This is a genomic window from Bacillus sp. A260, from assembly GCF_009861435.1.
GTDB classification, from domain to species: domain Bacteria; phylum Bacillota; class Bacilli; order Bacillales; family Bacillaceae_G; genus Bacillus_A; species Bacillus_A cereus.
The window spans coordinates 887,878-900,406 of the sequence record NZ_CP046398.1 but is presented as its reverse complement, the minus strand read 5'-3'; the positions used below and the strand labels follow the sequence as shown (position 1 = coordinate 900,406).

The following is a 12,529-nucleotide window of genomic DNA, read 5'->3' as shown; positions in this document are numbered from 1 at the left end:
GCAATAAACTATATTTATGCGGAGGAGAAAATAAAAAGACCACGAATAAGTAGCCTCATAAAATGAGTTAAAAAACTATCAACTTACAGAAAACCCCTCTAAAATGATTGTTTTATATGATCGAAAATGTAGAATGAAATTAAAGACAAAAAACACATTTAGGAGGTTATCATGACATTTGATGAATTGAAAAAAAGACCACCAAAAGGCAGTCTCAAAACTCAATCTTATTCCCTACCCCTTGCTCCAACGCTCTCTCATACAAATACTTCGCAACGATAATATCTACTACCGCCAAACCAACTGATTTGAAAATAGTAATCTCTTCATCATTTTCGCGCCCAGCTTTTTCTCCGCTTATAATTTGACCAAGTTCAGCGTGAATGGCGTTTGCTTTGAATAGACCTTCTTTTATCGGAACTTGAAGGTCTCCTGTTTCGTCTAGTGCTGCTTCTTTTGATTCGACTACTACTTTGTTTGCTTTAGCTATGGCATGTGAGGGTAGTTCTTGCATGCTCGGTCTGAATGAGCCGACGGCGTTTACGTGGACGCCTTTTTGCAAGATTTCTGAGAAGACTGGTGTGGTTGCGTTCGTAGTTGTGACGATGATGTCTGCTTCACGTACTGCTTCATTTGGATCCTTGTAAACGTAAGCAGGTTTACCAAATTTCTCTTGTATATATTGCGCAAATGCATACGCTTTTTCTTCTGTGCGATTGTATAAGATGACTTTTTCGATATCTCTAACCGCAAATATTGCTTCGGCAATTCCTTTCGCTTGTTCACCCGTGCCGATAATGCATAAAGTTTTTGCGTTATGACGAGCTAAATATTTTGTCGCTACTCCTGATAAGGCGCCTGTTCGGATCATCGTTAAGTACGATCCTTCTAGAAGTGCGAGCGGTTCTCCCGTTTGAAAGTCTGATAGCATCACAATCCCATTGATCGTTTTCTTTCCTATCTGTTTATTTTGCGGGACTACCGTTACTATTTTTACTCCAAGTGCCTCAAGTCCTTCCGCTACTGAAGGCATAATTAATGCCGTATTTTGCTCGTTCGCAAATGGTAATGAGCCTCTTATTGGTGTAATCGTTCTTTCTGCGGAAAATTCTTTTAAAGCAAGCGCCGCGTATTCAATAACTTCATTCATATTTACTAAGTTTCTTTGTTCGTTCGCGCTTATGACAAGCATATCTTTCCCCCCCCTCCTCTTATCCTAACAAAAATCCTCGATTCAAATCATCTCTCGGATCTACAACGAACTGATGAAATCCTGTAATAAAGGCATTCCCCGTTACTTTTGGAACGACAGCTTCATATGTATCTACTGCGGTTACGGATAATACTTCTCCCTGGAATTTCCCATCAGTAATGCATTCATGGATGAATACTTCTCCTTTTTGCAAGGTAGCTTTTTCAAAAAGAGTTGCGATTCTCGCTGAAGTTCCTGTACCGCAAGGAGAACGGTCTACTTGCCCATCAGCAAAAATCGTTACATTTCGTAGCGTAGCACCTTTGTCTTTCGGTTCATCTGAAAAGATAACGCCGTATATTCCTTTCAATCCTTCTTCAAGTGGATGTTTCACTTCCATTTTGCTCTCTATATAATGTTTAATTTTACCGCCCCACATTTGAATAGCAGATAAATCTTTGAAATCAACTTTCAAACCAAATTCTTTACAGTCTACAACAGCGTAAAATGCTCCTCCAAACGCGATATCTACTTGAAATTCATAGTTATCTATTTTAATAGGAACGTCTTTTTTGTATACAAATGAAGGAACATTTTCAAATGATACAGATTCTACTTCACTCCCGTTATATTTTGCATACGCAATAACTTCTCCGGCTGGGCTATCAATAATGAACTTTTGTTTTTCACCCTTTACTTCCAACATGCCTGTTTCAATTCCAACTGTAATAACAGCGATAATGCCATGACCACACATCGTACTCCATCCTTCATTGTGCATAAATAAAACACCAAAATCAGCGTGGGCACTTGCTGGCGGTGTAATGATACAACCGTACATTCCGTGATGCCCTCTCGGTTCATACATCAGAATTTCACGAAGGTAATCCAAATGTTCCATGCAGTAGGCGCGTCTTTCCAGCTGCGTTTCTCCTTTTATTTCTGGCACTCCGCCCGTAATAATTCGAAGCGGCTCCCCAGCTACGTGTGCATCAATCGTTGTATATATTTTACTAACCTTCATTTCGATCTCTCCCCTATACGTTGATACTCTTTTCATTGCAAATATCATGCCAACGCATAGGGTATAAATTTGTATGCATTTTTAGAAAAACATACACTACTGTCTATTTTTTTATACACTGTCCAGAGTCTATGTTATGGGGGCCCCCTTGATACAACCAGTCTTATTATTTTCAATGTAAAGTTACTTCGCTCCCCAACATATACTGTTCAAAAGCAAAAAGGAAGTGATCCAATGTACTACGGAACAAAGGGCTGGTACGTAGCTGAACTAAAAAAATTAGGCGTACGCTATCATGAAGGACGAAAATTAGAAAGTTACCGCGGACACGTATTACGCAATTTATTAATCGCACAACAAGAGAAATTAAAAGAACAGTAATAGATTCTCCTATCACAATATCAACTTATCGCCGCCTACAAACTGCCAATCAATCACACATCAAACTACACTAAAAAGGTCACCCAAACGGGTGACCTTCCTTTCTTATTCACAAACAAGAATTTGTCTAGTAAATGATCCTTTTCTGGTAATACAGCGATCTGTAATTTCAAACCCTGCTTCATGGATCATGTCGTCCATTGTCTCCATCGTTACAACGACTACCTTTTTAGCGATGCGGCGCGCACTTGAAAGAATGGAGAGCTGGTCTTCTGGTGTGGCATGCGTAAATAGGTCGTACGGCATATCGATAATGGCAACGTCGTAGTTCTCAGTAATTTCCTCGATTGGTCCTTTTGTTACTGTTCCTTCAAATCCGAAATGTGCGATATTTTTTCTTGTTCCAAGAACTACAAGTGGATTTATATCTCTACCAACGATGTTAATCCCCATAGAAAGTGCTTCTACTACTACTGTTCCAATACCGCAGCACGGGTCAATTGCTCGTACTCCCTCTGGATTTGGTACAGCGATATTTGCAACTGATCTCGCAACACGTGTGCTAAGAGATGTCGAATAACTATGCGGTTTTTTTATGTGATGATACCAAACTGGTTCGCTTTCTACATAGTGCCCGAAGTACCAGCGTCCTCCAAGAGGAACAATCCCGAATACACGCTCTGGATTACGAACATCCGCTTCTCCTTCAATATGCATGCCAAGGTCTCGTTCAATAAGACGTCTTTCTCCATATTCAATTTTATTCTCCCCAACGAGGTCATTGATTTTAACGAAGATAACTTTAAATGTCGCTCCCGCCAAATCAATTTGTTCCACTTGTTTTAAAATGCTTTCTAAGTCGTCCCCTTCATACATAACCTCAACGCGCTCTTTCATAAACGCACTTCTACTCGGGTCAATCTTGACATCACTTTTTAAAATATTAACGTGGGACTCCATTCCAAAGAACGAGCGCATTTCCAAGTAACATAAAGCACGCTCCTCCTCACGAAATGCATACGTATATATACAGGCAGGTGTTTTACTATGATTATTCAATCTATTATCATCCTCTATCGTTTAAAATTGTTATGATTACAATTACTCAAATACTTTTCTTTTGTATATAAAATTAAATGATATCATATGCCGGAAATAAAGAGAAACGTTAATAAATAAAAGAGACTGCCAATGGCAATCTCTTATTATTTATTAACGGAAAGAAGACACGTTGTTACCCATTTCTTCATAGTAATCTAAAATGCCTTGATAAATCGCTTCCGCTGCACGTTGTCTCCATTCTTCAGTCGCTAGTTTTTCACCTTCACCTTTAGCATCGATGAAACCTAGTTCAGCTAAAATAGCAGGCATTGTATTGTATTTCACTACATAGAAGTTTTCTGTCTTTACACCTCTATCATTTGATTGAAGTGCTTGTACTAAACGTTTTTGTACTTTTTCTGCTAGTACACGGCTTTCTTCTGAGTTTGGATTTGTTGCCGATCTGTAGTAGAACGTTTCTGTTCCTTCTACTTGTTCATTAAACCCGTTTGCATGAATACTTACGAAAATATCACCTTTATTTTCTTGTGCAAATTCTACACGTTTTTTCAAAGATTCACCAGGAGTATTTCCCGGACGCGTATCATCATTACGTGTTAATAAAACAGTAAATGGTGTCTTTTGTTCAAATAGTTTTTGTACACGTAAAGATGTATCTAATACAATAGCACTTTCATCCATTTTCACACCAGAATGCCCTGGATCAACTCCACCATGACCTGGATCAATGATAATCGCTTTTCCTTCTAAGAAATTCCCTTGCTTCACTGGATTTAATTGATTTTTATTAACCCATTGGAAACCAGCGCCCATGCGGATACGAATCCAGCTGCCGTTCTCTTCAATAACAGTTACTTGCTGTGCGTTATGTGTTCCCATTACTTTTGACGAAGAAGAAGCTTCTGCATAAGTAGTGAATCCTTCATTAATAACTTCTGTTTTCTCTACTAAAGGTGTCCATTTATCACCGTTACTTGTTGCAATTTTGATCCATCCATCTCGTTCTTCTTTAATTTCTACCGTTTGTGGATTATGCTGATTCGCACTAATCCCAGAACTTAATGATGGTGCGTGATATGTAATGAATTTTCTATCTATGTACATTTTCTTTGTTTCTACTGGACGATCACTATTCTTGCTAAATTTATCTGTTTGCGCAGTAAGCTGAGCTGCTTGTTCACGCGTAATAGAATCATTCGGTTTCCAGCCATTCTCTGTACCTAAAGAAAGTTTTAATTCTACTAAAATATTAACTTCTTCTTTACCCCAATGATTCTCTAAATCAGCGAATTTTGTAGGAACTGGTCCTGTTACTTTGCTTTTCAGATTATATGCTCTTACAAGCATAGCTGCCATTTCAGCACGAGTTACTTTTCCTTCAGGATCAAATACTCCTGGTTCTCGTCCCTTAATAATATTCTCTTTTTCCATGGCTGCAATAAATGAAGCTGCCCAACTATTTTTTGCATCATTATAAGACGGCTTTGCATTTGGATCTACTTTAGCACCAATTGCTGTTGCGATAATCTTTGCTGCCTGGGCACGTGTTAAATTTCCGTATGGCATAAAGTTACCATCTGGCATACCGTTAATTACATTTCTCTCTACTAAATAATAAATTGCGTCTTTCGACCACGCACTATCTGAAACATCAGGAAATTTCTTCGTTTCTGCTAAACTACTAATTGGATGTGCTAGTAAATTTGCTGCTAATAAACCTGCGGCTATTGCTTTGTACTTCATGAAAAATAAATCTCCTCTCAAAACTTCATATTCATACATTTTTTTAATCAAGCTAACTAAAAAATATTAACTATTAATTAATTCCTTTCATAGTGTATAACATTATATATCTATAGTAAATACGTTTCCGGCCTTATAACAAAAATCGCATATATATAACTTATAATGAATGTATATAAAAAAACTTTAATCAGCCCTCACCAATCGGGCTTTTACGGGCAGCCCGGTCCCCATCTAACTTTTTTGCTTTCGCTGAATTTTGAGGTAGGGGTCTTACTACTCGGCAAATAGCGGGATAAAAAAGCGATTAGAACATGTCTCCTAATCGCTTTGCCAAATAAAAAGCTGATTAAAAATAATATCTTTAATCAGCTCTCTATTATCTATGAAATTATTCTTCAATTAAATTAGACATTACATATGCATACACTAATGCTTCTGTATGCGCAATAGAACTTTCATGTGTACGTTCAAATGCGTGAGAAGAATCAATACCCGCTCCAATTAAAGCGTGTTTCACATCAAATCCCGCGCGAATCGCAGCTGATGCATCAGATCCGTAGTATGGATAAATATCTACTTTATATTCAATATGATTCGTTTTCGCAAGCTCTACTAAATGTTTACGCAGTGCGTAATGATACGGGCCGCTAGAGTCTTTTGCACAAATAGATACTGTATATTCATCAGATGTTTGTCCATCACCTAACGCTCCCATATCAACTGCTAAGTATTCAACAGTTTCTTCTGGAATGTTAGAGTTACCACCGTATCCAATCTCTTCATTATTAGAAATTAAGAAATGCGTCGTATATGGTAATGTTACGTTTTCATCTTGTAATCTTTTAATTAATTTTAATAAAATCGCAACACTTACTTTGTCATCTAAATGACGTGATTTTATGTATCCACTCTCTGTAATTTGAACGCGCGGATCAAATGAAACGAAGTCTCCTACTTCAATTCCTAATTCGCGTACTTCATCAGCTGAAAATACGCGCTCATCAATACGAACTTCAATATTTTTCTCATCGCGTTTTGCTTCACCTGCATCTTTATATACATGTACAGATGTTTGATGCATTAAAATCGTTCCTGTATACGTCTTGCCACTTGATGTTTCAATTTCGCAATATTCCCCTTCTACAGAGTTCCAGCGAAATCCACCAATCATAGAAAGACTCAGGCGACCATCAGGCTTAATTTCTTTCACCATCGCACCTAACGTATCAACGTGTGCCGTTAATAAGCGGTGCTGCGCATCATTCTTCCCTTTTACCGTTAAAATAAGAGCTCCCTTATTATTACGTTTCGTTTCTACGTTCCACTCACTGACATAGTTTTCAATGAAATTAATAATTTTTGCTGTATTTCCAGATGGACTCGGAATAGAGACAAGCTCCTTAATCAGTTCCATCGTTTCTTTCGTATGATGTGCCATTGTCGTTTCCTCCTCATTTTCTCTACTATTCAGTATACAAAATTCGCCAGAAAACCTCTACTTATATAGCTCAATTTTCTAAATTGTAGTAAAATTCTTTTTAGTATACAAAAGGAGTCCTGAAATATGAATATATCAAAAAAATATATACACATTGCACTCATTTGGTTTTTAGCATCATTATTTTGTTTACAAATCTCTTATGCCATTCATACTACTACTTCTATTACAATCGGCTGGATATTAACAGCTATCTTCTTCATTATTAGCTTCATTGCAACAAAAAAGCATAGTGTTACTCATTAACGCTATGCTTTTCCTATAAAACTATTCTTCTGAAACATCTAATAAATAAATCCCTCTTTCAAATCCACCGCGTTCTATCTCTTTTTGCTTACGAAGGCGTTCCACATCTTCAATCGATGCACCTTCTGCACGTGCTAATGAAATGATAACCTCTAGCGCATCTGCAAGAGAATCTAGTGCATGTTCGCGTTCTTTCATAGAAGCAAATTCACGAATTTCTTCCGTTCCAATTTTCGCTAAAGCTTGTATGTAGGCTTGACCTGTTAATTTTTGTGCTGTATATGTTTTTCCAGACATTAAAATCTTCTCTGGAACACGATCTCTTACTAACTTGTTATATGCTGACATCATTCATCCTCCTATATTTAATAACATCCGAGCTCTGCTTTATAGAAAAACCATTTTTTCTTCACGCATGCACTTAACATATCAATTCCTGATCCATGTGCTCTTACATGTGGAAAGAAATAGTGCTCTAAGTCTTCGTCCTTACCATATAGAGTTTGATACTCATCTGGAATCGCTTCTTTTTTCACATCTTTTTCTTTCGTCACGCCGTCAGAAAATGCAACACTTGGATGTCCCTCAAAAAATAACGCAGTCCGAACTGCCAAAGATGGTGTACTATGCAAAGCAGAATATGTAAGCAAAATAATAGTGATAACACCGATCATTTTCTTCATGTATTACTCCTAAAAAAAAGTGCTAACACAATTATACTAAAATGTGTTAGCACTTTCTCCCCTTTATCCCGAATTAACGAGCTAATAATCAGTGAGGAATGGACAAACTTTATTCCCCTTTAAATGCTGGTAAACGTTTCTCTAAAAACGCAGCAATACCTTCTTTATGATCCGCTGTTTGTCTCATTGCATATTGACCACGCTTTTCTAATTGCAATGTTTGCTCTAAATTAGAACGATTTACTTCACATAAAATTTGCTTCGTTTGAATCATTGCTTTAATCGGTTTTTGTGACCATTCATTAATCTTCTGCTTCACAGCCGTTTGGAAATCTTCGCCGATTACTTCATCAATTAAGCCGATATCAAGCGCTTCTGTCGCTGATAATTTCTTACCTTCCCAAATAATTTGCTTCGTCATATTTTCACCGACGCGCTTTTGAAGGAAGAAATGACCGCCTCCATCTGGAATTAAAGCGATTCCAATAAAGTTCATCGCAATAACAGATGATATATCCGCCATTACATAATCAGCTGTTAACGCAATACTTAATCCAAGACCTGCAGTTGGTCCATGAATTGCACTAATAACAAGCTTTGGCATCGTATATAACGTCACGACAACTTCAGAAATAGTATTCATAATACCATCAAACTTACTTTCATCATTACTTGAAAGCATCGATTTAATATCCCCACCCGCAGAAAAACCACGTCCGTTCCCGCATAACACAACGATATGCGCAGAACTTTCCGCTACTTCTTTCAACTTTTGTAATAACTCTTTTAAGGTCGGCTCATCTAACGCATTTAACACCTCTGGGCGATTGACCATAACCGTTGCAACGTGGCCTTCATATTTCACAACGACAGATTCTGTTTTACTTGTTATTTCCATTATATATACCCCTCTTTTCTCCATAAAGATTATACTTATATAATTATAGAGAACCATTGAAAAATCCTTCTTTTTTCTCAATTTTCTGTCTAATAATCTCGCAATTTGTACATATACCGTATAAAACATACAATTCCGTTGAAAAATATAGAAATTAAAGTCGGTTTATCCATGCTTTTCATCTATTTACCATTACAATGAAATGGTGTATTCTTAAGTTTGATAAAAAAACAAATATTGAAATTCATTCGCCTTACTATATAAAAAAGGCTTTATACCCATCTTTTGGGTGTTGTAATAAAGGAATGAAGAACTGGAGGAACATATGGTTAATAAGTTGAAACAAACGGATAACTACTTCCCACATTTCCTATTGCTATTCATTGTGTTTCAACCAATTTTAGATTTATTAACATCTTTTTCAATCTATATATTACACATGAGCGCAACAGTTGGAGTTGTAGTCCGTTTCGCCTTTATGCTTCTTGCATTAGGATACCTACTTCTTCATCACAAACAACAAGATGCGAAAAAGTACATCCTCTATTTATGTTTACTCGGAATCGCACTCGCAATCGGTCTTGTAAATAATATGATGGTTAAATCTCCAGTTTCATTTGGAGAAGAAGTTAAATTTATCTTAAAGAGCGTATATCCAATTGTGCTACTGTTTGGATATATTATCGCCTTTAAAGAGCTAAAAAATAAAGAGTATGTATTTCATAAAATTATTACATATTTCTTATATGCAACTTTAATTTTAAGCATCACAATGATTGTCGCAATGCAAACTGGAACGGATTTCCCAAGCTATCCTCACTCAAAAGTCGGTTCAAGAGGTTGGTTCTTCGCTGGAAATGATTTAAGTTCTCTTTTCGCCATTATGTTCCCAATCATTGTCTTATATTCGATTCATAAAACAACTTCTTTCTCGAAAATATATTACTGGATTCCAACAATACTTGCGATGTATGCAAGTATTATGGTCGGAACGAAAGTCGGATATGGCGCAATTGTTATTACATTAGGCGTAGCACTTTTCTTCTCATTCATTGAGTACATGATAAATCGTAAAAAAGAAGGAAAAGGATTCACACATATTGTAAATACCGTTGTTGCCGCTGTTATACTAGGAGCTTTAATTGTTCTTACACCGCATACTCCTATCGCAAAAAATATGGGCATTCACATGCAAATATACGAATACAAAAAATCAGTACAAGAAGAGAAAGATCGAAAAGAAGGAAAAGTAATTAAAGAAGATCCAGAAGATGCAAAAAAACATGCAAAAGGTGAACTTACAGATTCTGAAGTAAAAAGTTTAATTTACAGCGATCGCGACAAATTCTTAAAAACATACAAACAGTACTATAAAGACGCACCGCTTTCACAAAAACTATTCGGAATGGGTTACGCTGGTAACTACACAGATAAAATTAAATTAATTGAAATGGACTTCCATGACCTATTTTTCGCATTTGGAATTGTCGGTTTCCTTATTTACTTAATACCACTTCTATACTTTGGTATTAAATTATTCATCCGCATGATCACAAACTTTAAGAAAATCATGAGCGTAAAGTATATGCTATTAGCGAGCACACTCATTCTATCACTTGGCATTGGCTTTATGTCTGGCCACGTATTAACAGCGCCAGCCGTTAGTATTTTCTTCGTTGTTATTCTCGCCTATATCATTGTTGATTTTGAAATTGAATAAAGTGAAACTTTAATCAGTGGGGGATTACTGCCCGGCAAATAGCGGGATAAAAAGAAGGTGCTACGAAATATTAGTAGCACCTTCTTTTTTATTTAATTAATGTTTTACGTACTCTAAGCTTTCTTTTGCAATATACGCTTCTGTTACAGTAGGATTATCTGAAATAACTTTAACCCACGCTTTTCCATTTATTATTTCTTCACCAGTAACTGTGACAACTACATTTGTATTTAAACGATACAGTCGCTCATTTGATATACTAGGATTCTTTTTCACTTCCACGTTATTCATCACACGTGCAAGTTTGTACTTGTTGTATTCTTTTTTACCTAAATAAGAATCAAAACGGTTCATATGCCCCGCTACTTTTTTACCCCAGTTCGCATCAGATGCATATTTCGCATTTAAACCAGCAGCTTTATCACCTGTATATGTTGCTGTATAACGCCAATGTCCTGGATTTAAATATCCTTCATTCATGTATAATTTTGCTGCATGTTCAATACAATCTTCTTTTGAATTGAATGCTTCTCCGTTACCATATGGACTATCGTCTGTTGCTTTTAAACCAAATAAATTATTTTTGTCTTTTGCAAGAGCGCTTGTTCCATAATAACTTTCATGAATTGCTAATGAATATAAGAATAATGCATTTACATTATACTTGCTTTCTACTTCTTTAAATTTCTTTCCTAAACCAATTAATGGAGAGTCTGGCTTAATCGATTTCACATAACTATCTAGTTGTTCAGCTGTATAATCTGTTTTCGAACGTAATGATAAATAATTGAAATATTGATAGAAAGTTTCGTCTCCGAATGTCTTTCCATCTACACTATACATTTGCTGTCCTTGCTTCATGAAAGAAGGTGCCACACCATATCTAAATTCTGTATATCCAGGTGAACTTGTATTATATGTATAATATTTATGGTATAAATATCCATCTGATTTCACATAATAAGACGACTGTTTCATTTCATTGGTAGGAATTAAAGTGATTTCATTCTTCTTCACATAACCTGTCAAACCAGAAAGTTGAACTTTCACACGATCTTCGCCAACTTCTAACACTTTCAATTCTGTTCCATACTGAATATACGTATATACTGTTGCTAAATTCTCATCATAAATATTAATGATGTTTTGCCCAGTTATTCTTTTCGCACTTGCAAAACCATCTTTAATCCATAAAAATTCGTTCTCATATTTTACCGCATTCATACCTTTATTTTGAGCAGCCGTAACCGCTTCTTTATACGTATTATAGCGCTCTACTTCTTGCTCTGTTCCGTTTTCTCTTACATTTGTCACAACATATTTCTTAGTTTCTACAGGATTGGTATTTCCGTTTTTTTCAATCGTCTGAAGCATGCGATCCAACATAGCTGAAGCCATTCCTCTTGTAGCTGATAAATGTGGTCTAAATGTATTATCTTCTGGATACCCTTTAATAATTTGAGTAGCCACCATAACTTGCACATGCTCTTTATAGTTAATACTATCTTTATCAGTAAAGGTAAGCGGACTTACAGCTACTTTAATATTTTTATAGTCTAACGCTCGCTTTACCATGATCGACATTTCTTCACGTGTAATCACATCATTTGGTGAGAACGTCTCGTTCGTACGACCATTAATAATTTTCGCTCCATATGCTCTACTTACACCATCATATAAACCGTAAGTCTTCGGCACATCCTCGAAATTCGAATCAGCTTTCGGTAAATTTAAAGCCCTTGCTATGAATGTAGCAAACTCTGCTCTTGTTACTAATTTATCAGGCGCATATACATTGTCTCCATACCCCATTAAAACTCCTTTAGTAATAAGTGAGCGCATATGCGTCTCAAACATATGTCCTGTAATATCATCATTTGCCGCATAACTTGAAATAGGAGTTAAAAGTAATGATCCTGTTAATGCCACTGCTGTTATACCTTTTGAAAAAGTCTTCAAGGTTATCCTCCTCGTAATCTACGAATTTATTATCACAAATTTGATTATATAATAATCACAATCATTTTAGCATAATAAATAGGAATTAAAATAAAACGTTTTTTAATTAGAATTTTCATT

General features: G+C 36.2%; 12 protein-coding genes. 3 read left to right on the top strand and 9 right to left on the bottom strand.

All coding sequences use genetic code 11. The annotated features are described in order from the left end of the window. Positions 1-214: 214 nt before the first annotated feature. Both GD442_RS04595 and GD442_RS04590 read right to left on the bottom strand, forming a co-directional pair. Positions 215-1,192: an ornithine cyclodeaminase family protein gene (locus GD442_RS04595; RefSeq protein ID WP_000960320.1), complete on the bottom strand. Its 978-nt coding sequence runs from the start codon at positions 1,190-1,192 to the stop codon at positions 215-217. 19 nt (positions 1,193-1,211) lie between these two features. After that, a complete protein-coding gene (locus GD442_RS04590) occupies positions 1,212-2,216 on the bottom strand; it encodes a proline racemase family protein (protein WP_000868679.1) in 1,005 nt (334 codons plus the stop codon). Positions 2,217-2,321: 105 nt separating this feature from the next. Between GD442_RS04590 and GD442_RS04585 the strand changes: the two genes are divergently transcribed. Continuing rightward, complete coding sequence (locus GD442_RS04585) at positions 2,322-2,597, top strand: YflJ family protein (RefSeq protein WP_113732248.1); 276 nt, start codon at positions 2,322-2,324, stop codon at positions 2,595-2,597. A 105-nt stretch (positions 2,598-2,702) separates the two neighbouring features. Here the strand turns inward: GD442_RS04585 and GD442_RS04580 are convergent, their stop codons facing one another. From GD442_RS04580 to GD442_RS04570, 3 genes are all read right to left on the bottom strand, one after another. Next, positions 2,703-3,656, bottom strand: a complete 954-nt coding sequence (locus GD442_RS04580; protein ID WP_001059321.1) for a TRM11 family SAM-dependent methyltransferase — start codon at positions 3,654-3,656, stop codon at positions 2,703-2,705. A gap of 153 nt (positions 3,657-3,809) precedes the next feature. After that, complete coding sequence (locus GD442_RS04575) at positions 3,810-5,402, bottom strand: N-acetylmuramoyl-L-alanine amidase (RefSeq protein WP_000875341.1); 1,593 nt, start codon at positions 5,400-5,402, stop codon at positions 3,810-3,812. Positions 5,403-5,793: 391 nt separating this feature from the next. Further along, positions 5,794-6,843, bottom strand: coding sequence for a M42 family metallopeptidase (locus tag GD442_RS04570; RefSeq protein ID WP_000930086.1), 1,050 nt, complete (start codon positions 6,841-6,843; stop codon positions 5,794-5,796). Positions 6,844-6,969: 126 nt separating this feature from the next. Here GD442_RS04570 and GD442_RS04565 point away from each other — a divergent pair, with 126 nt between their 5' ends. Continuing rightward, entirely contained in the window at positions 6,970-7,149 is a 180-nt protein-coding gene (locus GD442_RS04565) for a hypothetical protein (RefSeq protein ID WP_001027083.1), read from the top strand. 21 nt (positions 7,150-7,170) lie between these two features. Here GD442_RS04565 and GD442_RS04560 read toward each other — a convergent pair whose 3' ends face one another. The 3 genes from GD442_RS04560 to GD442_RS04550 all read right to left on the bottom strand — a co-directional run bounded on the left by GD442_RS04560 (position 7,171) and on the right by GD442_RS04550 (position 8,754). After that, a complete protein-coding gene (locus GD442_RS04560; protein WP_001277350.1) occupies positions 7,171-7,497 on the bottom strand; it encodes a nucleoside triphosphate pyrophosphohydrolase in 327 nt (108 codons plus the stop codon). A 17-nt stretch (positions 7,498-7,514) separates the two neighbouring features. Further along, on the bottom strand, positions 7,515-7,832 hold the full coding sequence (locus tag GD442_RS04555) for a hypothetical protein (RefSeq protein ID WP_000738198.1): 318 nt from the start codon (positions 7,830-7,832) through the stop codon (positions 7,515-7,517). Between the two features lie 109 nt (positions 7,833-7,941). Further along, positions 7,942-8,754 (bottom strand): enoyl-CoA hydratase, encoded by an 813-nt coding sequence (locus tag GD442_RS04550; protein ID WP_001999174.1) that lies wholly within the window; start codon positions 8,752-8,754, stop codon positions 7,942-7,944. Positions 8,755-9,055: 301 nt separating this feature from the next. Here GD442_RS04550 and GD442_RS04545 point away from each other — a divergent pair, with 301 nt between their 5' ends. Beyond that, positions 9,056-10,450: an O-antigen ligase family protein gene (locus tag GD442_RS04545; RefSeq protein ID WP_000247537.1), complete on the top strand. Its 1,395-nt coding sequence runs from the start codon at positions 9,056-9,058 to the stop codon at positions 10,448-10,450. Positions 10,451-10,546: 96 nt separating this feature from the next. Here GD442_RS04545 and GD442_RS04540 read toward each other — a convergent pair whose 3' ends face one another. Next, the gene (locus GD442_RS04540; protein WP_000847498.1) at positions 10,547-12,409 is read right to left on the bottom strand and encodes an S-layer homology domain-containing protein; all 1,863 of its coding nucleotides are present in this window, start codon (positions 12,407-12,409) and stop codon (positions 10,547-10,549) included. Positions 12,410-12,529: the final 120 nt, after the last annotated feature.

Excerpts from the sequence above, each read along its gene's own strand:
- GD442_RS04595 (WP_000960320.1), bottom strand. The coding sequence starts at position 1,192 with ATGCTTGTCATAAGCGCGAACGAACAAAGAAACTTAGTAAATATGAAT.
- GD442_RS04590 (WP_000868679.1), bottom strand. The coding sequence starts at position 2,216 with ATGAAGGTTAGTAAAATATATACAACGATTGATGCACACGTAGCTGGG.
- GD442_RS04575 (WP_000875341.1), bottom strand. The coding sequence starts at position 5,402 with ATGAAGTACAAAGCAATAGCCGCAGGTTTATTAGCAGCAAATTTACTA.
- GD442_RS04570 (WP_000930086.1), bottom strand. The coding sequence starts at position 6,843 with ATGGCACATCATACGAAAGAAACGATGGAACTGATTAAGGAGCTTGTC.
- GD442_RS04565 (WP_001027083.1), top strand. The coding sequence starts at position 6,970 with ATGAATATATCAAAAAAATATATACACATTGCACTCATTTGGTTTTTA.
- GD442_RS04560 (WP_001277350.1), bottom strand. The coding sequence starts at position 7,497 with ATGTCAGCATATAACAAGTTAGTAAGAGATCGTGTTCCAGAGAAGATT.
- GD442_RS04555 (WP_000738198.1), bottom strand. The coding sequence starts at position 7,832 with ATGAAGAAAATGATCGGTGTTATCACTATTATTTTGCTTACATATTCT.
- GD442_RS04550 (WP_001999174.1), bottom strand. The coding sequence starts at position 8,754 with ATGGAGAAAAGAGGGGTATATATAATGGAAATAACAAGTAAAACAGAA.
- GD442_RS04545 (WP_000247537.1), top strand. The coding sequence starts at position 9,056 with ATGGTTAATAAGTTGAAACAAACGGATAACTACTTCCCACATTTCCTA.